Raw genomic sequence first — 22,642 nt, 5'->3', positions numbered from 1 at the left:
GGCGCCCGTCCCGTACCCCTGCCCCCGGCCGCCGCGTGCGACCGGGGGCAGGGGCGTTTCGGCAGGCACACACGCGGCCGTCCCGCGATCCGGACGGCGCTTCCTGATGCACCCCTGTTGTATCTATCCTGTGCGCATGCCTTCCGCCCCGGCCCCCGCCACCAAGCAGCCGCCCGCCGCCGACCGCGTCTACCTGCACGTCAAGCAGGCGGTGCTCGACCGCCGGTACGAGGGCGGCACGCTGCTCACCGAGGGCGAGCTGGCCGAGGCGGTCGGGGTGTCGCGCACGCCCGTACGCGAAGCGCTGCTCAAGCTCGAAGTGGAAGGGCTGATCAAGCTCTACCCGAAGAAGGGCGCCCTCGTGCTCGCCGTCTCCGCGCAGGAGACCGCCGACGTGGTCGAAACCCGGCTGCTCGTCGAGGAGTTCGCGGTGCGCCGGGCCGTTCCCGCGCCGGAGCGGCTCGTCGCACGCCTCCAGGAGCTGCTCGCGGAGCAGAAGGCGCACGCCGCCGCAGGCGATCTGGCCGCCGTCGCCGTCAGCGACCGCTGCTTCCACGCCGAGATCGTGCGCAACGCCGGGAACGAGATCCTGGCCCGGCTCTACGACCAGATGCGGGACCGTCAGCTGCGGATGGGCGTCGCCGTCATGCACGCCCAGCCCGACCGCATCGCCAAGAACATCGCCGAGCACGAGGAGATGCTGGCCGCGATCAGGGACGGGGACGGCGAGCGGGCCGCGCACTGTGTGCGCCAGCACCTCAGCTGGGTCAAGGTCCTGGTCAGGGGGGACGACCGATGAGCTCCGCCGCACGGCCGCAGCCGCTGGGCGGGCGCCGGGCCGCGTTCGTGTGGGGCATCGGCGTCGGCGTCTACTTCGTCGCCGTCATCTTCCGCACCTCGCTCGGCGTCGCGGGCCTGGACGCCGCCGACCGCTTCCACGTCAACGCCTCGGCCCTGTCCACCTTCTCCATACTCCAGCTGCTCGTGTACGCGGGCATGCAGATACCCGTCGGCCTCATGGTCGACCGGCTCGGCACCAAGAAGGTGCTGGTGCTCGGGACCGTCCTGTTCACCGTCGGACAACTCGGCTTCGCCCTGTCGCCCTCGTACGCCACCGCGCTCGGCTCGCGGGCGCTGCTCGGCTGCGGCGACGCGATGACCTTCATCAGCGTGCTGCGGCTCGGCTCGCGTTGGTTCCCCGCCCAGCACGGCCCCATGATCGGGCAGGTCGCCGCGCTGTTCGGGATGGCCGGCAACCTGGTGTCCACGCTCGTCATCTCCCGCGCGCTGCACGGCGTCGGCTGGACCGAGACCTTTGCGGGCAGCTCGCTCGCCGGAGTCGCCGTCCTGGTCCTGCTGCTGCTCTTCCTGCGCGATCACCCCGAGGGCCACGAGCCGCCGCCCGCGCACCACGCCGGGGCCGCGTTCGTACGCCGTCAGATCGCCGAGTCGTGGCGCGAGCCCGGCACCCGGCTCGGGATGTGGGTGCACTTCACGACGCAGTTCCCCGCGATGGTGTTCCTGCTCCTGTGGGGGATGCCGTTCCTCGTCGAGTCGCAGGGCCTCGACCGGGGCACGGCCGGCGGACTGCTGACCCTGGTGGTGCTCTCCAACATGGTCGTGGGTTTGGTGTATGGCCAGCTCATCGCCCGCCACCACGCGGCCCGGCTGCCCCTGGCGCTCGGCACCGTGGGAGCGACCGCCTTCATGTGGGCCGCCACCATCGCCTACCCGGCCGCCCACGCGCCGATGTGGCTGCTCGTCATCCTGTGCCTGGTCCTGGGCGCGTGTGGGCCCGCCTCGATGATCGGATTCGACTTCTCGCGCCCGGCCAACCCGCCCGAGCGCCAGGGCACCGCGTCCGGCATCACCAACATGGGCGGCTTCATCGCCTCCATGACCACCCTGCTCGCGGTGGGCGTGCTCCTCGACGCGACCGGGGACAACTACCGGATCGCCTTCTCGTCGGTGTTCTTCCTGGAGACCCTGGGCCTGGTCCAGATCCTGCGGCTGCGGGCACGGGCACAGCGCCGCGAGCGGGACCGGCTGGTGGCGAGCCGGGTGGAGGCCGTGCACGTCCCCGTGTAGCGGGCCGGGGCCCCGGGGCCCCGGCTCTACGGGGTGACCGCGAACTCCCGCAGGATCGCGTCGGCCAGCGCCGGGTCGCCCTCGGCCTTCACCCGGTCGGCGACCGCGTGCGGGCGGACCCGGCCGCAGGCGAGCCGCACGAAGGTCTCCCAGTCCATGGTCAGCGTGACCAGCGGGCCGAGCGAGGGCGCGCCGTCGATGGTGCCGTGGCCGTCCGCGTCCACCCGCACCGTGCGCAGGAACTCCACCGGGCCGTGGACGTCGAAGACCACCGCCGAGCTGGGCGGCGCGCCCGCGTCCTTCGCCACCACCCGGGGCAGGGTGTGCAGCAGGATGTCGCGGGCCACGTACGCGCCCGGCGAGTCCAGGTTTCCCGGCTTGTTGAGGGCCCAGCGCAGGTCCTGCTCGTGCACCCACACGTCGAACGCCCGCATCCGCAGCGCCAGTTCCAGGGTCTGCTCGGCGCCGAGGGGGGCGCGCACCTTGGTGTCGGGGTCCCGGTTCTCGTTGCGCAGCTGACGCGCCCGGCGAATGATCGTGTACTCCAGCTCGGAGGTCATCTCCGGCGCCGTGTGGTGGCGGCGCACATCGACCTGCATCTCCATGTAGCGGGCGAGGTCGGTCTGGACGTGGAAGATGTCGCGCGGCAGGGTGTGGATCGGCCTCGGGTCGCCCAGCTGCTCGCACTCCATGCCGATGATGTGCGACACGATGTCGCGCACCGACCAGTTGGGGCACGGCGTCGCACGGTTCCACTCGCCCTCGACGAGCGGCTGCACCAGCTCCGATATCGCCTCGATGGAGTGGGTCCAGGCATCGGCGTAGGTCTGAAGGCTGGGATGGACGGTCACGGGACCCCTCGGCGGTTCTTTGTACGGGCTGGACTGCGGGACTGTGTGGGAGGCTTGGTCGCTTGGGGGGTCCGGGGTCTCCCCCGGAAGGTCACAGTACGCTGCCGAGCAGTACCCCGGCAGTGCTTTGGTAGGACGATCGTAGGCTGTTTTCCCCAGTGCTGACGGCTCGAAAGCCAGGACGGTGGTACCGTGCGCGCCTCGCTCATCCAGATCGATGTAAACCCGGAAGAATCCATCAATTCCCGCCGCCGACGCGTGGGTTCGCTGATCCGGGAGCAGCGGAGCAGCGATCTGGTCGTGCTGCCCGAGCTGTGGACCGTCGGGGCGTTCGCGTACGAACTCTTCGCGGACGAGGCGGAGACGCTGCGCGGCACCACGGCACAGACCATGGCCGAGGCGGCCCGGGACGCCGGGGTCTGGCTGCACGCCGGGTCGATTCCGGAGCGCGGCGAGGACGGAGCGCTCTACAACACCTCCCTCGTCTTCTCGCCCGACGGCGCGCTGGCCCGCACCTACCGGAAGATCCACCGCTTCGGCTTCGACAAGGGCGAGGCCGTCCTGATGGGCGCGGGCTCGGATCTGGTCACCGCCTCGCTGCCGGACCTCACCCTGGGCCTGGCCACCTGCTACGACCTCCGCTTCCCCGAACTGTTCCGCGGCCTGGTCGACGCGGGCGCGCACGCCTTCGTCGTCCCCGCGGGCTGGCCCGCGCGCCGCAGCGCCCACTGGACGCTGCTCGCGCGGGCCCGCGCGGTCGAGAACCTGGCCTACGTGCTGGCCTGCGGTACGGCCGGGACGCACGCGGGGGTCGAGCAGAGCGGGCGCAGCATCGTGGTCGACCCCTGGGGCGAGGTGCTCGCCGAGGCGGGCTCCGGCGAGGAGGTTCTGACCGTGGATCTCGATCCGGCGAAGGTCGCGGAGACGCGGGGGGTGTTTCCCGCGCTGAAGGACAGGGTGCTGGGGCTGGACGTGCCCAAGGGGTAGTGCGGGGTGGGTGTACGGGTTCTGCGCAGTTCCTCGCGCCCCTTTTTGGTCCGCTGTCCGTGCGGGTTGTGGGTGGCTGGTCGCGCAGTTCCCCGCGCCCCTTTTGGTCCGCTGTCCGTGCGGGTCGTGTGTGGCTGGTCGCGCAGTTCCTCGCGCCCCTTGAAAACCCTCTGTCCGTGCGGGTTGTGGGTGGCTGGTCGCGCACTTCCTCGCGCCCCTTTGGGGCCGCTGCCCTGCCGGGGTGGTCATTCCTCGTGGCCGCGTTCCTTCTCGTCCATGCGGATCACGCAGATGACCACCGCCAGCAGCAGGGCCGCGTCCGCGTCCTCCCGGACGACGTTCACCGCGTACGTCTCGCGGACCCGGAACCACTTGCGGGACACGTGGGCGAGGAGCTCTCCGTCGTACTCGACGGTGAACTCGCGGTCCAGGATCTTGCCCGTGACGTCGAGCTCGGTGCCTTCGACCAGGCTCACCCGGTAGTGGTTGCGCAGCAGGGAGAGCCGTTTGCGGCGGACCTTCGCGAGGATCTGGTCGTCCCGTTCGATGGTCATCGCGTCGCGCAGGCTGAACATCTTCTCCCGCAGCGTGATCAGCACCCGCCCGGACGGGTCCTTCAGCTCCAGGGTGTCGCGCATCCGCAGCGCCTTGCCGTCGGCCAGGAAGGCGTGCCGCCCGTCCTCCGTGTCGATCCAGTAGTCGTCACCGATGGCGAAGATCTTGTCCCGCACGAGGTATTTCATGGCTGTACCCCTGCCCGCCGCGGCGGGCCGCCGAACGGCGACACAAGCTGTTCATACCGGGATGGCAAGCTTGAACCATGAACGATGCCGCCCCGGCGCCCACCCCCGCGCCCGCCCCCCGTCGTGCCCGCGTCCGTGCCCCCGAGCTGATCGGCAAGGGCGGCTGGCTGAACACCGGAGGCAAGGAGCTGAGCCTCGCCGAGCTGCGCGGGCGCATCGTCATCCTCGACTTCTGGACGTTCTGCTGCATCAACTGCCTGCACGTGCTCGACGAGCTGCGGGAGCTGGAGGAGAAGCACCGGGACACCGTCGTGATCGTCGGGGTGCACTCGCCGAAGTTCGTGCACGAGGCCGAGCACGAGGCCGTCGTCGACGCCGTCGAGCGGTACGGCGTGGAGCACCCGGTCCTCGACGACCCGGAGCTGGCCACCTGGAAGCAGTACGCGGTGCGGGCCTGGCCCACGCTCGTGGTGATCGACCCCGAGGGCTACGTCGTCGCCCAGCACGCGGGCGAGGGCCATGCCCATGCCATCGAGCGGCTCGTGGCGGAGCTGGAGGCCGAGCACGGGGCGAAGGGGACGCTGCGACGGGGCGACGGGCCGTACGTCCCGCCGGAGCCGGTCGCCACCGACCTGCGCTTCCCGGGCAAGGCGATCGTGCTGCCCAGCGGTAACTTCCTGGTCTCCGACACCACCCGCCACCAGCTGGTCGAGCTCGCCCCGGACGGGGAGGGCGTCGTGCGCCGGATCGGCGGGGACGGGCAGTTCAAGGAGCCGCAGGGACTCGCGCTGCTCCCGGACGGCAAGGTGGTCGTCGCCGACACCGTGCACCACGCGCTGCGCACCTTCGACCCGGCCACCGGGGACATCGAGCCGCTCGCCGGGACCGGCAGGCAGTGGTGGCAGGGGCAGCCGACCTCAGGGCCCGCCCTGGAGGTGGACCTCTCCTCGCCGTGGGACGTGGCCTGGTGGCGCGGCAGGGTGTGGATCGCCATGGCGGGCGTGCACCAGCTGTGGACGTACGACCCGGAGACGAAGACCGTCGAGGTCGCGGCGGGGACCACCAACGAGGGGCTCGTCGACGGGCCGGGCCCCAAGGCGTGGTTCGCCCAGCCGTCCGGGCTCGCGGCCACCGGGGACCGGCTCTGGGTCGCCGACTCGGAGACCTCCGCGCTGCGGTACGTCGACACCGAGGGCGCCGTGCACACCGCCGTCGGCACGGGCCTCTTCGACTTCGGGCACCGCGACGGTGACGCGGCCCAGGCGCTGCTCCAGCACCCGCTGGGTGTCACCGCGCTGCCCGACGGCTCGGTCGCCGTGTCGGACACGTACAACCACGCGCTGCGCCGCTACGACCCGGCCACCGGCGAGGTGACCACGCTGGCCACGGACGTGAGGGAGCCCAGCGACGCCGTGCTGGTCGGGGACGACATCGTCGTCGTCGAGTCGGCGCGGCACCGGCTGACCCGGCTGCGGCTGCCCGAGGAGGCCGTGCGGGTGGAGTCCGTGGCGCACCGCACCCAGCGCGCGGCGACCGAAGTCGCCCCGGGCAGGCTGCGGTTGGACGTGGTGTTCCAGGCGCCCGCCGGGCAGAAGCTGGACACCCGGTACGGGCCCTCGACCCGGCTGCTCGTCTCCTCGACCCCGCCCGAGCTGCTGCTCGCGGGCGAGGGCACCGGCACCGACCTCGCGCGCGAGCTCAGCCTGAACCCGGAGGTCACCGAGGGCGTGCTGCACGTGTCGGCGATGGCGGCCTCCTGCGACGACGACCCGGAGAACGAGTACCCGGCCTGCCACATGCACCAGCAGGACTGGGGCGTGCCCGTGCGGCTCACCGAGGGCGGCGCGAGCAGGCTGCCGCTGGTGCTCGCCGGGATGGACGCGGCGTCCTAGCGGAGGCTCAGCGGTGGCCCAGCGGGGTCCAGGGGGGCTCAGCCGAAGCCCGGCCTGAACGGGCCGGTGCGCGGGGCCGGGCCGCACAGCGGAAGGGTGGCGGGGCGGCCCTTCGTATCCAGGACGGGCAGGGTGCTCGGGCTGTCGGAGCCGGGCAGCGTCACGCGCACCGAGGTGCCCCGTGCCGGGCAGTCGCGGCCCGGTGCGAAGTGCATCCGGGCCACCCCGTTCGCCCCGGGGTGCAGGGCGAAGGGCTTGGCGAACGGCTTGGCCGGGGCGGCGGCGAGCGGAGCGGCGCGGCCGCCGGCGTCGAGGAGGACGACCGCCGGGGTGCCGTGCAGGACGCAGGTGTGCCCGGAGGTGTTGCGGACCACCAGGATCGCGTCGCCCGCAGCCTTCGCGTCGGCGCCGGGCCGGGAGCCGCGCGCGTCGTCCGCGACGCGGAAGCTCAGGGACAGCGAGGTGGCCGAGCAGAACCCGCGCGCGTCCTCACCACCGTCGCCCGGCGGGCCGGTACGGGTGTCGGGGCCCGGGGTGCCCGGCGGGGGCGTGGCCGTGGGTGAGCCGGGCAGGGCGGACGGGTCGGACGGGTCAGGGGATTCGGCTCCGGGCGACGGGCTCGGTCCGGCGTCGCCGGGCGCGGGGAGCGGCGGGGCGGGTCTTTCCCGCGGGGCGCCGGAGGGCGGGGCGGCGGAGCCGTGCGCCGCCGTCCTCACACCGGTGCCGTCGGCGCCGGAGGGCACCCGGTCCGTGCAGGCCGTCAGGGCCGCGAGCAGCACGGCGAGGCCGACGACGGCCACCCTGCCCCTGCCCCTGCCCATCGAGCCCCGCTCCCCATCGCATCGCTGTGCCGCCCAGCCTCGCGGCGCTTCCTGTCGTCCGGCCAACGCGCCCGTGAAATAAGCGCGTCGGGCCCGCACCCTCCCGACGTCACGCGCGCCCCACGACATTCCGTGGACCCACGACATTCCGTGGACCCGCGGCCTCCCGTGCGTCCCGTGGGCCCGCGCCCCATGACGACGGGGGGACCGCGTAAGGCTACGCCGGTGGCAGCGCGGTCAGGCCGGCGCGGGCGGCTGCCGCGCCCTCCTCGAAGCCGTGGTCGTCGGCCTCGCGGGCCGCGTCGGCGAGCTGGCGGCGGGCCTCGTCGGTGCGTCCGAGGCCGGCCAGCGCCTCGCCGTAGCTGGTGCGCAGCAGCACCCGGCGCGGGATCGCCTCGGGCGAGGGGCCGAGTTCGAGGCCGAGCTGAGCGTGGTCGAGGGCCGACCGGTGCCTGCCCGCGTCGAGGTGGTGGCGGGCCAGGTGCTGGTGGGCCAGCATCTGGGTGGAGCGGTCGCGGGCCCGGCCGGCCAGGGCGAGGGCCTGACCGAGCAGGTCACCGGCCCGGTCGACCTCGCCGTACTGGGCGAGGATGAGGGCCAGGTTCATGCGGGCGATGGCCTCGCTGGTGACGTCGCCGGCCTGGCGGGCGAGGTCGGGGGCCTTCTCCAGCTGGGCGAGCGCCTCGTCGTAGCGGCCCTCCTCGTGCAGGACCCAGCCCAGCAGGGCGCGGGTGCGGGACTGGGCGTCCAGCTCCTGCTCCAACTCGGCCGATTCCAGGGCCTGTTGGAGGAGCGGGACCCAGCCGTCGCGGACCCGCCACAGGATCAGCGGCCACTGGAGCAGCACCAGGCGCCAGGCGCGGTCGTGCAGCTGGGCGCCCACGGCGGCGGCGACGGCGCCGCGCAGGGTGGCCCGTTCGGCCTCGTACCAGGCGAGCGCGGCCTGGCGGTCCTCGAACTCGCGCACCGCCGCGGGCCGCCGGGCCCCGGGGGGCGGCACGAAGCAGGGCTGGCTGCCGGGCTCGGCGGTGGCGGTCGCGACCAGGCCGGTGTACAGGTAGTGGTCCAGGAGGCGGGCGAGGCCGTCGGGGTCGGCCTCGGGGGCGAGCGCGCGGGCGTAGAGCCGGACCAGGTCGTGGAGGGTGTACGAGTCCGGACGGGTGCGGGAGTGGGCGGGTCCCGGCGGGCCGGACTCGACCACGAGGTGGGCCGTGGCCAGCCGTTCGAGGGCGGTGGCGGCCTGGTCGGGGGTGCAGCCGGCCAGCGCGGCGGCCGTGTAGCGGTCGAGTTCGGAGCCGGTGTGCAGGCCGAGCGCGCGGAACATCCGGCGGGCCTGTTCGGGCAGTTGCTGGACGGTCAGGCGCAGGGCGGCGGCCACTCCGGTGTCCTCGACCCGCAGCAGCCCCAGTCGGCGCTGCTCGTCGGCGAGTTCACCGGCGAGCGAGGCGAGGGTCCACTGGGGGCGGGCGGCGAGGCGTGCGGCGGTGACCCGCAGGGCGAGGGGGAGGCCGTCGCACAGTTCGGCCAGGCGGGCGGCGGCCGCGGGTTCGGCGGCGATCCGGTCCTCGCCGAGCACCGCGGCGAGCAGCGCGGTGCAGTCGGCGGCGGGCAGCTCGTCGAGGCGGACCGGGCGGGCCGCGTCGGAGGCGACGAGGCCGCCGAGCCGGTCGCGGCTGGTGACCAGGGTGACGCAGTGGTCACCGCCCGGCAGCAGCGGGCGGACCTGCTCGGAGTCGCGGGCGTTGTCGAGGACGACCAGCATCCGGCGGTCCGCGGTCAGCGAGCGGTACAGCGCGCCCATGCCGGACTCGGTCTCCGGTATGCGCTGGACGGGCACGCCGAGCGCGAGCAGGAACTCCCTCAGAACGACGGTGACTTGACGGGCCGGGGTGTCGCTGTAGCCGCACAGGTCGGCGAAGAGGCGGCCGTCGGGGAAGTCGCCCTGGCGCTCGTGGGCCCAGTGCACCGCGAGCGCGGTCTTGCCGACGCCCGCGCCGCCGGTGACCAGCGCGATGGCGCCGTACTGTCCGGCAGCGGCGTGGCCGAGCGCGGTCAGCTCGGCGTGGCGGCCGGTGAAGCCGCGAGGCCTGCGGGGCAGCAACTCCGGTACGGCGATGGCGTGTTCGGGCTCGGGCGCGGCAGGCTCGGCGGGCGCCGCGGCGGGGGTGCCGGTCCGCAGGATCGTGGCGTACGCGTCGCAGAGGGCGGGGCCGGGGTCCACGCCGAGTTCGTCGGAGAGCAGGCGGCGGGTGCGATGGAACCATTCGAGGGCGTCGGACTGGCGGCCGGAGCGGCTCAGGGCGAGCATCAGCGCGGCCGAGAGGGGCTCGCGCAGGGGGTGGGCGACGGCTTCGGTGCGCAGCACGGCGGCGGCCCGGCCGTGCTCGCCGAGCTCCCCGTACGCCTCGGCGAGCGCCTCCACCGAGGCGAGCCTGAGCTCTTCGAGGGTGTGGGCGGCGGCTTGCAGGGGCGGGCTGGCGACGGTGCCGGTGAGGGCGGGGCCCTGCCACAGGGCGAGCGCCTCGCGCAGCATGAGCACCGCGTCGCCGGGATCGCGCTGCCCGCGGGCGAGGGTGACGAGTTCCTCGAAGCGGTGCGCGTCGATGAGGGTCTCGGGCAGCCGCAGGACGTACGCCGGTCCGCGGGTGGCCAGTTCGATGCCGTACGCCTCGGCGCCCTGCTCGGCGAACAGGGCCCGCAGCCGTGAGACGTGGCCCTGCAGCACGGTGCGGGAGTGGAGCGGCGGCTCGTCGTCCCACAGGGCCTCGGTGAGGCGCTCCACCGGCACCGCGGTGTTGGGCCGGAGCAGCAGCATGGCCAGCAGGCTGCGGCGTTTGGCGGGGCCGAGCGCGAGGAACGCGCCGTCCTCCGTCGCCACGGCCACCGTTCCCAGGACACGGAACTCCACGGTGGCGGTACCCCCTTGCTCCCCGTTCCCGGTCTCCCCCCGGGCCTGGTCAGGGCCCGGACAGTCGAGGATACGCGGGGTCGCGGGGGTGGGACCGCGCGCCCGGGCGCAGGTGGCCAGGGTCACGCGAGGCGGGGGCGCGAGTCACCGCGGCCCCGCCCCGGGGCGCAGGGACTCACACCAGGGGGTCGCGGCGCTCCTCCTCGACGACGGTGGCGCCCGGCACTATGCGCCGCCTGCGCAGGACGCTGGTGAAGACGGCCACGCCGATGATGCCGACGGCCATCAGGATCAGGCCCACGACGTCGAGGTTCACACCCTTGGCGTGCCAGTCCGTCGCGAACGTGAGGATCGCCCCCACCGCGATGAGGATGATGCAGCCGCCCAAGCCCATGGATCTCGCCTCCGTGAAAGGTGGTGGACCGTCCGGGTACCCGGGCCCCGGACGGCCAATCCCCTTGTACGGGGCGCTGGTTCAGCCCGCCAGGAACGCGGTCAGGGCGTTGGCCAGCAGATGCGGGTCGTCGGCGCCGCACAGCTCGCGCGCGCTGTGCATCGACAGGATGGCCACGCCGATGTCGACGGTCTGGATGCCGTGACGGGCGGCGGTGATGGGGCCGATGGTGGTGCCGCAGGGCATCGCGTTGTTGGAGACGAAGGTCTGCCACGGCACCCCGGCGCGTTCGCAGGCCGCCGCGAAGACCGCGCGGCCGGCGCCGTCGGTGGCGTACCGGGCGTTCACGTTGACCTTGAGGATGGGGCCGCCGTTGGCGCGCGGGTGGTGCGTGGGGTCGTGGCGCTCGGCGTAGTTGGGGTGCACGGCGTGGCCGGTGTCGGAGGAGAGGCAGACGGTGCCGGCGAAGGCGCGGGCGCGGTCCTCGTACGTGCCGCCGCGGGCGAACACCGAGCGCTCCATGACGTTGCCGAGCAGCGGGCCGTCCGCGCCGGTGTCGGCCTGCGAGCCGTCCTCCTCGTGGTCGAAGGCGGCGAGCACCGGGATGAAGGGGAGGTCGTCGCCGGCGGACACGGCGGCCAGGGCGGCGGCTCCGGCGTGCACGGAGAGCAGGTTGTCCATGCGCGGCCCGGCCACCAACTCCCGGTCGCGGCCCAGGTAGGCGGGCGCCTCGACGGAGTGCAGCATCAGGTCCCAGCCCGCCACCTCGCCGTCGTCGAGCCCGGCCTCCTGCTCCAGGAAGCGGATCAGGTCGCCTTCCCGTACGTCGTCGCCGAGGCCCCAGATCGGCTGGAGGTGGCGCTGGCGGTCGAGCTTGAGGCCGTCGGTGTTCACCGAGCGGTCCAGGTGCACGGCGAGCTGCGGTACGCGCATCAGCGGGCGGTCCACGTTGATCAGGCGGTGGCTGCCGTCGCGCAGGGTGAGTCGGCCGGCGACGCCGAGGTCGCGGTCGAGCCAGGTGTTGAGCAGCGTCCCGCCGTAGATCTCGACGGCGACCTGCCGCCAGCCGTACGCACCCGAGTCCGGCTGCGGCTTCACGCGCAGGTTCGGGGAGTCGGTGTGGGCGCCGACGATCCGGTACGGGGTGTGGGGCTCGGCGCCCTCGGGCACGTACCAGGCCACGATGGCGCCGCCGCGCAGCACGTACTTGCCGCCGTGCGTGCCGTCCCAGGCGTCCGTCTCCTGGACCTGCCGGAACCCGGCCTTCTCCAGGCGTGCGGCCGCGTTGGCCACGGCGTGGTACTGCGACGGGCTCGCCGCGAGGAAGGTCATCAGGTCGTCGGTGTGGCCGCGGTCGAAGCGGGGCGGTGTGCTCATGCGGCCACCCTAGCGGCGGGGTGGATTGCACTCCCGGCTCTGCAGCATGCCCGGGACTCCGCCCCGGACCCCCGTGGGGTTCGCCCACGGGCCCGCCCCTGGGGCTCCGCCCCGGACCCCGGGGGGTTCGCCCACCCGCCCACCCGTTGCGCAGGGTTGGATGGTGATGCTTCTGGGGCTGCGCCCCAGACCCCGAGGGGTTTGCCCACCCGCCCACCCGTTGCGCAGGGTTGGATGGGCTGAGCCTTGGGGCTGCGCCCCAGACCCCCTGAGGGGCTCCGCCCCTCGAACCCCGGCGGGGGCTCCGCCCCCTGCACCCCTCTCGGGGCTCTGCCCCGGACCCCGTGGGGTTTGCCCACCCGCCCGCCCGTGCGGGGGGTTGGATGGGCTGAGCCCTGGGGCTGCGCCCCAGGCCCCCTTGAGGGGCTCCGCCCCTCGAACCCCGGCGGGGGCTCCGCCCCCACACCCCCGTTCGCGCCTTAAGGGCGCTCGTCCTCAATCTCCCCCAAGGCCTTAAGGGCCAGGGGAGACCCCCATGACGGGCTGAGATTGCCCATGCTGGCCAGCACGGTGCTGTTAGGGGCGCGGGGAACGGCGCGAGCAACCACGCACGGTCCGCGGCCGAACCCCTGCCGGGCAGGCTGAAGCTGCTGATGCCGCCCCGCACCGGTACCGCCAGGGGCGCGGGGAACTGCGCGAGCAACCACGCACGGTTCGCACTCGATCCCACCCACCCCCGGCGGGTTTCGGGAAGGGGTGGGGTGGGGGATCTGCCTCCCCGTACGGGGAACGTTGCTCCCCCGCACACCCGGAACGGGGCGTACGCACGCCCGGAAACCGGTGCGGGCGGGCATGGGGAAGGGGCTCGGGGTCCGACCACCCCGAGCCCCCGGTACCGCGTGGGCTAGAACGCCGCCTCGTCCAGGTCCATCAGGGAGCCGTCCACCGTCTCGGCCAGGGCGCGCGCCGTGCCAACGCCCGGCAGAACGTTCGCGGCGAAGAACTTCGCGGCGGCGATCTTGCCCTGGTAGAAGGGGACGTCCTTCGCGGAGGCCGAGGACAGCTTCTCGGCGGCGACCGCGGCACCCTTCAGGAGCAGGTAGCCGACGACCACGTCGCCCGACGCCATCAGCAGACGGGTCGTGTTGAGACCCACCTTGTAGATGTTCTTGACGTCCTCACCGGTCGCCGTCAGGTCGGTGATCATCGTGCCGACGATCGCCTCCAGGTCGACGGCCGCCTTGGCGAGCGAGTCGAGCGCGCCGCCCAGCTCCGCGTGGCCGTTCTGTTCGGCGAGGAACTTCTTGATCTCCTCGGAGAGGGCGTTCAGGGACGCGCCCTGGTCGCGGACGATCTTCCGGAAGAAGAAGTCCTGGCCCTGGATCGCCGTGGTGCCCTCGTACAGCGTGTCGATCTTGGCATCACGGATGTACTGCTCGATCGGGTACTCCTGGAGGTACCCGGAGCCGCCGAAGGTCTGGAGCGACTCGGACGACAGCTTCTCGTACGACTTCTCCGAGCCGTAGCCCTTCACGATGGGCAGCAGGAGGTCGTTCAGGCCGATGAGGGACTTCGCGTCCTCGCCCGCCGCCTCCTTCACCTGGATCGCGTCCTGGACGGCGGCGGTGTAGAGGACGAGCGAGCGCATGCCCTCCGCGTACGCCTTCTGCGTCATCAGCGAGCGCCGCACGTCGGGGTGGTGGGTGATCGTCACCTTCGGCGCGGTCTTGTCCATGAACTGCGAGAGGTCGCTGCCCTGGACGCGCTCCTTGGCGTACTCAAGGGCGTTCAGGTAACCCGTCGACAGCGTGGCGATCGCCTTCGTGCCGACCATCATGCGGGCGAACTCGATGATCATGAACATCTGGCGGATGCCGTCGTGCTTGTCGCCGATCAGCCAGCCCTTGGCGGGGTGCTGGTCGCCGAACGTCATCTCGCACGTGTTGGACGCCTTCAGGCCCATCTTGTGCTCGACGTTCGTCGCGTACACGCCGTTGCGCTCGCCCAGCTCGCCGGTCTCCCAGTCGAAGTGGAACTTCGGGACCAGGAAGAGGGAGAGACCCTTGGTGCCGGGGCCGTGGCCCTCGGGGCGGGCGAGGACGTAGTGGAGGATGTTCTCCTCCATGTCGTGCTCACCGGAGGTGATGAAGCGCTTCACGCCCTCGATGTGCCAGGAGCCGTCGTCCTGCTGGACGGCCTTGGTGCGGCCGGCGCCGACGTCCGAGCCCGCGTCCGGCTCGGTCAGGACCATGGTCGAGCCCCAGCGCTTCTCGACCGCGATCTCGGCGATCTTCTTCTGCTGCTCGTTGCCCTCGGCGAAGAGGATGCCCGCGAAGGCCGGGCCCGAGGAGTACATCCAGATCGCCGGGTTGGAGCCGAGGAGCAGTTCGGCGTAGGCCCAGATCAGGGAGCGCGGCGAGACGGTGCCGCCGATCTCCTCGGGCAGGCCCAGGCGCCAGTACTCGGAGTCCATGAACGCCTTGTAGGAGCTCTTGAAGGACTCCGGGACCGGAGCGGTGTTGGTGGCGGGGTCGAAGACCGGCGGGTTGCGGTCGGCGTCCGCGAAGGAGTCGGCCAGCTCGTTCTCGGCGAGGCGGGCGATCTCCTCCAGGATCGACTTGGCGGTGTCGACGTCCATCTCCCCGAACGGGCCGGTGCCGTACAGCTTGTCGCGTCCGAGCACCTCGAAGAGGTTGAACTCGATGTCGCGGAGATTCGACTTGTAGTGCCCCATGGCGACGGCTCCGTAAACAGGGTCGGTTACATCTTTACCAGCAAGTAGCTACGATGATGCTACCCGTGGGTAATAAGACGCAACCCCTAGTGGGACAACTGTGACGCGGCTCTAATCGCGGCCCACTACGCTGAGCCCCATGTACGGCTACGACCAGCACGCAGGCGGCCCTGGCGCACAGCAGCAGTACGCCCCGCCTCAGCAGCAGATGCAGGGCGGGTACGGGGAGCAGCCGCTGTACCCCGAGCCGTCGCCTCCCTCCCTCGCCGACGCGGTGCGGGCGTTCACGACCGGGACGCTCTCGGCCGAGGACTTCCAGCAGATCTTCGCGGGTGCCCGGGTGTACTGCCCGCGCGGCGACAACCCGGGGTTCCTGGCGCTGCACAACACCCAGCAGCCGGTCATCCCGATGTTCACCTCGCTCAAGGAGCTGCGCCGGTACGCGGGCAAGGAGTCCAAGTACTTCGTCATCACCGGCGCCGAGGTGATCGACCTCCTGCCCACCGGGTACGGCTTCGTGCTCGACATGGAGGGCGACCACCGGATGGTCTTCGACGCGAAGGCCGTGGAGCAGATGGTCGACTTCGCCATGCGGCGGATGTACGGATAGCCGCGGAACCGGCTGTTCATCGGGCCCGTACCCCTCGGGGGTGCGGGCCCGAAGTGCGTTCCGGGACGGGCGCGGAGGGGGCGGGAATGGGGACGCCTTGCAGGATGTTCACCATTCAACTACTTTGAACGTAGAGCATCCCCGCAAGGAGGGCCGTCCCATGCCTGCTGTGACCGTCGAAAACCCGTTGACCCTGCCGCGTGTAGCCGCGCCGGAGGGTGTCGCGGCCCGTCCCGTCCTTGCCGTGACCACTGCTCCGCAGGGGTTCGAGGGGGAGGGATTCCCGGTGCGCCGCGCGTTCGCCGGGATCAACTACAAGTACCTCGACCCGTTCATCATGATGGACCAGATGGGTGAGGTGGAGTACGCGCCGGGCGAGCCCAAGGGCACCCCGTGGCACCCGCACCGCGGCTTCGAGACCGTCACGTACATCATCGACGGGATCTTCGACCACCAGGACTCCAACGGTGGTGGCGGCACGATCACCAACGGCGACACCCAGTGGATGACGGCCGGGTCCGGTCTGCTCCACATCGAGGCGCCGCCGGAGCAGCTGGTCATGTCGGGCGGGCTCTTCCACGGGCTCCAGCTCTGGGTGAACCTGCCGGCCCGGGACAAGATGATGGCCCCGCGCTACCAGGACATCCGCAGCGGTTCCGTCCAGCTGCTCACCTCGCCCGACGGGGGTGCGCTGATGCGGGTCATCGCGGGTTCGCTCGACGGCCACGACGGCCCCGGGATCACGCACACCCCGATCACGATGGTGCACGCCACGCTGCGGCCGGGTGCTTCCGTCACGCTGCCGTGGCGGGAGGACTTCAACGGGCTCGCGTACGTGCTGGCCGGGCGCGGCTCGGTCGGCGCGGAGCGGCGGCCCGTGCACATGGGGCAGACCGCGGTGTTCGGCGAGGGCGGTTCGCTGACCGTCCGCGCGGACGAGAAGCAGGACTCCAACGCGCCGGACCTGGAGGTCGTGCTGCTCGGTGGGCAGCCGATCCGTGAGCCGATGGCGCACTACGGGCCGTTCGTGATGAATACGCGGGCGGAGCTTGAGCAGGCCTTCGAGGACTTCCAGAAGGGGCGGCTCGGGTCGGTCCCGGCGGTGCACGGCATGTGACCTGGCCCAGTGTGTCCGCCTCCCTGGGGCTCTGCCCCAGACCCCGGGGGGTTTGCCCACCCGCCCGCCCGTGCAACGGGTTGGTTGGTTCCGCCCCTGGGGCTGCGCCCCAGACCCCCTGAGGGGCTCCGCCCCTCGAACCCCGCCGGGGGCTCCGCCCCCGGGCCCCCGGGGGGTTTGCCCACCCGCCCACCCGTTGCGCGGGGTTGGATGAGCTGAGCCCTGGGGCTGCGCCCCAGACCCCCTGAGGGGCTCCGCCCCTCGGACCCCGCCGGGGGCTTCGCCCCCTGCACCCCCTGCGGGGGCTCTGCCCCCGCGCCCCCGTTCGCGCCTGGACGGCGCTCGTCCTCAATTGCCGGACGGGCTGAGGCGCCCGGTGCTGGCCAGCATCGACCCTGCCAGGGGCGCGGGGAACTGCGCGAGCGGCCACGCACGGTCCGCAGCCGTTGAACTCTCCCCCGGAGGCCCCGCGCGCCGGCGGGAGTCGAGGAGCTGACGGGGCGTCACCCGTGTGGGCCCGTACCTGAGGCGCGGCCCCCCGCGCCGTGGTCCGCTGGCGGGATGGACGGCACGTTGCTTCCCGACACCGCCCGGCGGATCGGCGCGTGGTGTGCCCTCGTGCTGCTCGTCGCCGGGGTCGTCGGCGTCGGAGTCTGGCTCTGCGTCGTGTTCAAGACCGCCGTCACCCCCGTGCTGCTCGCGCTCCTCGGGACCGCGCTCCTCGGCCCCGTGCACCGGTGGCTGATCCGCGTCGGAGTCCGGCGGTCCATCGCCGCCGCGCTGACCTGCGTCGCGCTCGTCGCCGTGGTCGGCGGCGCCGGATACGTCGTCGTCACCGCGCTCATCGACACCGGGGACCAGATCGTGGCCTCGCTCAAGCAGGCCGGGCAGTGGGTGGCCGACCACGTCGGGGCGGCCGGCGGGGGCGGGGTCACCAACCTCGCCGACAACGCCAAGCGGCTGCTGTCCAGGTTCGGGGCGGGCGCGGCCAGCGGGGTGCTCGAAGGGCTCAGCCTGCTCGGCTCGCTCCTCGCCACCAGCGTGCTCGCGCTCCTTCTCACCTTCTTCTTCCTCAAGGACTCCGACCGGGCCGTGGGCCTCGCCCACTCGCTGGCCCCGCGCGGCACCGGCGACACCGTCGAGGCCATGGCGCGCCGGGCCTTCGAGGCGGTCGAGGGGTTCATGCGGGGGACCACTCTCATCGCCTTCATCGATGCCATCTGCATCACCGTCGGGCTGCTCGTCCTTCGCGTGCCCGGGGCCATCGGGCTCGGCGCGCTGGTGTTCATCGGGGCGTACATCCCCTACCTCGGCGCCTTCGTCTCCGGGGCCGTCGCCGTGCTCGTGGCGCTGGCCGACCGCGGGTTCGGCACCGCCCTGTGGACCCTCGGGGTCGTACTCGCCGTACAGCAACTGGAGGGGCACATCCTCCAGCCCGTCATCCAGAGCCGCACCGTCCAGATGCACCCCGCGATGATCATGGTGGCGCTGACCGCGGGCGCGAGCGTCGCGGGGCTGATCGGGATGCTGCTCGCGGTGCCGGTCGCGGCGGCGGGCTTCGCCGTCCTCGGCGAGCTGCGGACGCGCTACTCCGAGGACGGCTCGGCGGCGTCCGGCCCGCCGGCTCCGCCCGTCTCGTAGAGCTCGAACCAGATCGACTTGCCGTCGCCCCTCGGGTCCACCCCCCACGCGTCCGCGAGCATCTCCATCAGGATCAGGCCGCGGCCGCTGGAGGCCATCTCGCCGGGGCGGCGCCGGTGCGGCAGTTCGTCGCTCGCGTCGGCCACCTCGACGCGCAGCCGACGGGTGCCGAGCGGGCCCCTCGCCTCCGCCACCAGCAGCGCGTCGCCGTCGGTGTGGACCAGGACGTTGGTGATCATCTCGGAGATCATCAGGACCGCCGAGTCGACCTGCTCCTCGTCCGCCCAGTCGTGCAGCAGCTCGCGCAGTTGCCTGCGGGCCCCCGCGATCCGCTCGGGTTCGGCCTGGGCGACGGTCAGCGCGGTGCGGCGGACCACGTCGGGCGGGGCGGCACCGGCCTGGGCCGCGACGTCGTTGCGGCGCAGCAGCAGGAGCGCGATGTCGTCCTCGCGGCGGTCGACCAGCGGGCCCGTGGTGTGGTGGGAGGAGGGGCCGTGCACGGCCTGGACCAGTTCGTCGGCGAGCTGCTCCAGACTGGCGCCGGTGTGCTTCTCCAGGACCGGCCGGAGCCGGGCCCAGCCGCTGGCCATGTCGTGGCCGCCGGTCTCGATCAGCCCGTCCGTGCAGAGCATGATCGTCTCGTCGGGGTCGAGGACGAGCCGGGTGGTCGGGTAGTCGGAGTCCGCCTCGATGCCGAGTGGCAGGCCGCCCGCGGTGGGGCGGATCAGGGCGGTGCCGTCGGCGGTGCGGATGACCGGGTCGGGGTGGCCGGCCCGCGCGATGTCGAGGGTGCCGGTGGCCGGGTCGACCTCGATGTAGAGGCAGGTGGCGAAGCGCGGGGCGTAGTCCTCGTACCCGTCGCCGTAGGGGTCGGGCACCCCGTACGACTCGGTGATCCCGTACAGGAAGCGGGAGGCGCGGGAGAGGACCGCGTCGGGGCTGTGGCCCTCGCTCGCGTAGGCCCGCAGCGCGATGCGCAACTGGCCCATGAGGCCGGCCGCCCGCACGTCGTGGCCCTGGACGTCGCCGATGACCAGCGCGAACCTGCCCGCGCCGGACCCCGTGAGGGAGGTGCCGCCGGGCAGCGGGATCATGTCGTACCAGTCGCCGCCGACCTGGAGGCCGCCGCCGGTCGGCACGTAGCGGGCGGCGATCGTCATGCCGGGGATCTCGGGGCCGAGCGTGGGCATCATCGCGCGCTGGAGGCCGAGCGAGAGCTCGCGTTCGTTCTCCGCCTCGCCCGCCCTGGCCAGGGCCTGCGCCAGCATGCGGGCGACCGTGGTGAGGACCGAACGCTCGTCGGGGGTGAAGGCGACGGGGTGCTTGAACGCCGCCATCCAGGCGCCGATGGTCCGCCCGGCGACGATGAGCGGCACGAACGCCCACGACTGGCGGTCGAAGCGCTGGGCCAGTGGCCAGGTGGCGGGGAAGCGGCGCCGGTACTCCTGCGGTGTCGGCAGATAGATCGCCCGCCCGTTGCGCACGACGTCGGCGGCCGGGTAGTCGGTGTCGAGCGCCATGTACGTGAACGGGCCGTCGTCGCCGGGGTTGTGCCCGTGGTGCCCGATGATCGTCAGCCGCTCGCCGGCCACCCCGAACACCGCGAGGCCGTCCGGTGAGAAGCCCGGCATGGAGAGCGAGGCGGCGACCCGGAGCACCTCGGAGGTGGAGCGGGCCTCGGCCAGCGCGCGGCCCGCGTCGAGCAGGAACGCCTCGCGCGAGCGCCGCCAGTCGCCGGTGATCGAGGGGTGGGCGGCGGTGGTGCCGGGCTGCGGCTCGGCGACCTCCTGGATGGTGCCGATCAGCAGGTAGTCCCCGTCGCTGACCATGGGTTTGGAACGGCTGCGTACGGTGCGCAGGACCCGGCCGTTCTCGTCCATGATCCGCAGCCGGGCCTCGGCCAGGGTGCCCTCGGCGAGGGCGAGGTGCACGATGCCGTCGACCTCGTTCCAGTCGACGGGGTGGAAACGCGACCGCACGGCCGACTCGGTGAGGGTGGCCGGCTGCGCGGGCAGGCCGAGGAGGCGGGCGGCCTCCGCGTCGAGGGTGACCGTCCCGGATCCGTTGTCCCAGCGCCACAAGCCGGTCGCGATCGCTGCCAGGACGTCCTCGGTGCGCATTGACCCCATTTAAGAAGATCCCAGGACCGGCCGCCACCGAGAAGGGGCCCCGGGACCGGGCGGTAACCTGGACTGGTTGATTCCCGCCTGTCTCGCGAAGAATCTCGCGAAGTAGTCGCGGCCACGGTTCGCGAAGAATTGGATGAACGATGCACCGGTACCGGTCCCACACCTGCGGCGAGCTCCGCGCCTCCGACGTCGGCAGCGACGTCCGGCTGAGCGGCTGGCTGCACAATCGCCGAGACCTGGGCGGCATTCTCTTCATCGACCTGCGGGACCACTACGGCATCACCCAGCTGGTCGCCCGGCCCGGCACGGCCGGCGCCGAGGCCTTGGACAAGCTGTCCAAGGAGACCGTCGTACGCGTCGACGGCAAGGTCGTCTCGCGCGGCGCCGAGAACGTGAACGGTGAGCTGGCGACCGGCGAGATCGAGATCGAGGTCGGCGAGGTCGAGGTGCTCGGCGCCGCGAACCCGCTGCCGTTCACGATCAACGCCGAGGACGGCGTCAACGAGGAGCGGCGCCTGGAGTACCGCTTCCTCGACCTGCGCCGCGAGCGCATGCACCGCAACATCATGCTGCGCAGCGCCGTGATCGCCTCCATCCGCTCGAAGATGGTCGCGCTGGGCTTCAACGAGATGGCCACCCCGATCCTGGCGGCGACCTCCCCCGAGGGCGCGCGCGACTTCGTGGTGCCGTCCCGGCTGAACCCGGGCAAGTTCTACGCGCTGCCGCAGGCCCCGCAGCAGTTCAAGCAGCTGCTGATGATCTCCGGCTTCGACCGGTACTTCCAGATCGCCCCCTGCTTCCGCGACGAGGACGCCCGCGCCGACCGCTCGCCGGGCGAGTTCTACCAGCTCGACGTCGAGATGAGCTTCGTCGAGCAGGAGGACGTCTTCCAGCCCATCGAGAAGCTGATGACGGAGCTGTTCACGGAGTTCGGCGGCGGCCGCGAGGTCACCAGCCCCTTCCCGCGCATCCCGTTCCGCGAGTCGATGCTGAAGTACGGCAACGACAAGCCCGACCTGCGCGCCAAGCTCGAACTCGCCGACATCACCGACGTGTTCGCGGGCTCGGAGTTCAAGGCGTTCGCGGGCAAGCACGTGCGCGCGCTTCCGGTGCCGGACGTGGCTTCGCAGTCCCGGAAGTTCTTCGACGGGCTCGGCGAGTACGCCGTCTCGCTCGGCGCGCAGGGCCTGGCCTGGGTGCGGGTCGGCGAGGACGGTTCGCTGTCCGGCCCGATCGCGAAGTTCCTCACCGACGAGAACGTCAAGGTGCTCACCGAGCGCCTCGGCCTCGTCCCCGGGCACGCGGTGTTCTTCGGCGCGGGCGAGTTCGACGAGGTCTCCAAGATCATGTCGGGTGTGCGGGTCGAGGCCGCGAAGCGGGCCGGGCACTTCGAGGAGGGCGTGTTCCGGTTCTGCTGGATCGTCGACTTCCCGATGTACGAGAAGGACGAGGAGACCGGGAAGATCGACTTCTCGCACAACCCGTTCTCCATGCCGCAGGGCGGTCTGGAGGCCCTGGAGACCCAGGACCCGCTGGACGTCCTCGGCTGGCAGTACGACATCGTCTGCAACGGCATCGAGCTGTCCTCGGGCGCGATCCGCAACCACGAGCCCGAGATCATGTTCAAGGCGTTCGAGGTCGCGGGGTACGACCGGGAGACCGTGGAGCGGGAGTTCGGCGGCATGCTGAAGGCGTTCCGGCTCGGGGCGCCGCCGCACGGTGGCATCGCGCCGGGCGTCGACCGCATCGTGATGCTGCTCGCGGACGAGCCGAACATCCGGGAGACCATCGCGTTCCCGCTGAACGGCAACGCGCAGGACCTGATGATGGGGGCGCCCTCGGAGCTGGACGAGTCCCGGCTGCGCGAGCTGAACATCGCCCTGCGCAAGCCGGTCGCCGACAAGTAAGGGGCCGCGCCCCTTTCCAACCCCCTGGGCCTGATGGCCTGGGGGGTTGGTTCGTTTCCCCACCCCGCCCCTTCCCGAGACCCTCCGGGGGTCGGGGGTGAAAGGGAAGGCCGTTTCCCGGGGCTCCGCCCCGCCCCCCGAGCGGGGGCTGCGCCCCCTGCACCCCTGCGGGGGGTTGTGGGTGGGGCCTCGGTCGCCTGCGGGTGGGTGGGTCGGCGTCTCGCGGCTGCGGGCCCGGCGTCCCTGCGGGGTCGGGCCGGGCGAAAGTTCCCGGGGCTCGTGCCCGCTCTCCCCGAGCGGGGGCTGCGCCCCCCCGGCACCCCTGCGGGGGGTTGTGGGTGGGGCCTCGGTCGCCTGCGGGTGGGTGGGTCGGCGTCTCGCGGCTGCGGGCCCGGCGTCCCTGCGGGGTCGGGCCGGGCGAAAGTTCCCGGGGCTCGTGCCCG

Annotated in this window: 16 protein-coding genes; 8 read left to right on the top strand and 8 right to left on the bottom strand. The window is 72.5% G+C overall.

Annotation, left to right across the window (positions count from 1 at the left end):
* The first annotated feature begins 136 nt into the window (after positions 1–136).
* On the top strand, positions 137–799 hold the full coding sequence (locus tag DT019_RS21980; protein WP_114038601.1) for a GntR family transcriptional regulator: 663 nt from the start codon (positions 137–139) through the stop codon (positions 797–799).
* The gene (locus DT019_RS21975; protein ID WP_114038600.1) at positions 796–2,088 is read left to right on the top strand and encodes an MFS transporter; all 1,293 of its coding nucleotides are present in this window, start codon (positions 796–798) and stop codon (positions 2,086–2,088) included. Before DT019_RS21980 ends, DT019_RS21975 begins: the two co-directional genes overlap by 4 nt.
* 26 nt (positions 2,089–2,114) lie before the next feature.
* On the opposite strand, the gene DT019_RS21970 is transcribed toward DT019_RS21975, so the two are convergent.
* A complete protein-coding gene (locus tag DT019_RS21970) occupies positions 2,115–2,939 on the bottom strand; it encodes a maleylpyruvate isomerase family mycothiol-dependent enzyme (protein ID WP_114038599.1) in 825 nt (274 codons plus the stop codon).
* Between the two features lie 192 nt (positions 2,940–3,131).
* On the opposite strand from DT019_RS21970, the gene DT019_RS21965 reads away from it, so the two are divergent.
* Entirely contained in the window at positions 3,132–3,926 is a 795-nt protein-coding gene (locus DT019_RS21965) for a carbon-nitrogen family hydrolase (protein WP_114038598.1), read from the top strand.
* A 245-nt stretch (positions 3,927–4,171) separates the two neighbouring features.
* On the opposite strand, the gene DT019_RS21960 is transcribed toward DT019_RS21965, so the two are convergent.
* A complete protein-coding gene (locus DT019_RS21960) occupies positions 4,172–4,669 on the bottom strand; it encodes an LURP-one-related/scramblase family protein (protein WP_114038597.1) in 498 nt (165 codons plus the stop codon).
* 77 nt (positions 4,670–4,746) lie between these two features.
* Between DT019_RS21960 and DT019_RS21955 the strand changes: the two genes are divergently transcribed.
* Complete coding sequence (locus tag DT019_RS21955; RefSeq protein ID WP_114038596.1) at positions 4,747–6,561, top strand: NHL domain-containing thioredoxin family protein; 1,815 nt, start codon at positions 4,747–4,749, stop codon at positions 6,559–6,561.
* A 38-nt stretch (positions 6,562–6,599) separates the two neighbouring features.
* On the opposite strand, the gene DT019_RS21950 is transcribed toward DT019_RS21955, so the two are convergent.
* The 5 genes from DT019_RS21950 to DT019_RS21930 form a co-directional block, all read right to left on the bottom strand.
* A complete protein-coding gene (locus tag DT019_RS21950; RefSeq protein WP_147267342.1) occupies positions 6,600–7,382 on the bottom strand; it encodes a DUF4232 domain-containing protein in 783 nt (260 codons plus the stop codon).
* Between the two features lie 217 nt (positions 7,383–7,599).
* Entirely contained in the window at positions 7,600–10,290 is a 2,691-nt protein-coding gene (locus DT019_RS21945; protein ID WP_114038594.1) for an AfsR/SARP family transcriptional regulator, read from the bottom strand.
* Between the two features lie 175 nt (positions 10,291–10,465).
* The gene (locus tag DT019_RS21940; protein ID WP_114038593.1) at positions 10,466–10,684 is read right to left on the bottom strand and encodes a DUF6458 family protein; all 219 of its coding nucleotides are present in this window, start codon (positions 10,682–10,684) and stop codon (positions 10,466–10,468) included.
* A gap of 81 nt (positions 10,685–10,765) precedes the next feature.
* Complete coding sequence (locus DT019_RS21935) at positions 10,766–12,061, bottom strand: M18 family aminopeptidase (protein ID WP_114038592.1); 1,296 nt, start codon at positions 12,059–12,061, stop codon at positions 10,766–10,768.
* A gap of 904 nt (positions 12,062–12,965) precedes the next feature.
* Positions 12,966–14,795, bottom strand: coding sequence for an acyl-CoA dehydrogenase (locus tag DT019_RS21930; RefSeq protein WP_114038591.1), 1,830 nt, complete (start codon positions 14,793–14,795; stop codon positions 12,966–12,968).
* A 139-nt stretch (positions 14,796–14,934) separates the two neighbouring features.
* On the opposite strand from DT019_RS21930, the gene DT019_RS21925 reads away from it, so the two are divergent.
* From DT019_RS21925 to DT019_RS21915, 3 genes are all read left to right on the top strand, one after another.
* On the top strand, positions 14,935–15,405 hold the full coding sequence (locus tag DT019_RS21925; protein WP_114038590.1) for an SseB family protein: 471 nt from the start codon (positions 14,935–14,937) through the stop codon (positions 15,403–15,405).
* A 160-nt stretch (positions 15,406–15,565) separates the two neighbouring features.
* The gene (locus DT019_RS21920) at positions 15,566–16,522 is read left to right on the top strand and encodes a pirin family protein (protein WP_114038589.1); all 957 of its coding nucleotides are present in this window, start codon (positions 15,566–15,568) and stop codon (positions 16,520–16,522) included.
* Positions 16,523–17,083: 561 nt separating this feature from the next.
* The gene (locus DT019_RS21915) at positions 17,084–18,163 is read left to right on the top strand and encodes an AI-2E family transporter (RefSeq protein ID WP_114038588.1); all 1,080 of its coding nucleotides are present in this window, start codon (positions 17,084–17,086) and stop codon (positions 18,161–18,163) included.
* On the opposite strand, the gene DT019_RS21910 is transcribed toward DT019_RS21915, so the two are convergent.
* The gene (locus tag DT019_RS21910) at positions 18,109–20,283 is read right to left on the bottom strand and encodes a SpoIIE family protein phosphatase (RefSeq protein WP_114038587.1); all 2,175 of its coding nucleotides are present in this window, start codon (positions 20,281–20,283) and stop codon (positions 18,109–18,111) included. The genes DT019_RS21915 and DT019_RS21910 overlap by 55 nt on opposite strands.
* Positions 20,284–20,432: 149 nt before the next feature.
* Here DT019_RS21910 and aspS point away from each other — a divergent pair, with 149 nt between their 5' ends.
* Positions 20,433–22,199: an aspartate--tRNA ligase gene (aspS, locus tag DT019_RS21905; RefSeq protein WP_114038586.1), complete on the top strand. Its 1,767-nt coding sequence runs from the start codon at positions 20,433–20,435 to the stop codon at positions 22,197–22,199.
* Positions 22,200–22,642 lie beyond the last annotated feature (443 nt).

It is taken from the genome of Streptomyces sp. SDr-06 (assembly GCF_003324565.1).
Classification (GTDB): domain Bacteria; phylum Actinomycetota; class Actinomycetes; order Streptomycetales; family Streptomycetaceae; genus Streptomyces.
The sequence above is the reverse complement of the archived record's forward strand: the minus strand, read 5'-3'. Positions and strand labels throughout refer to the sequence as shown.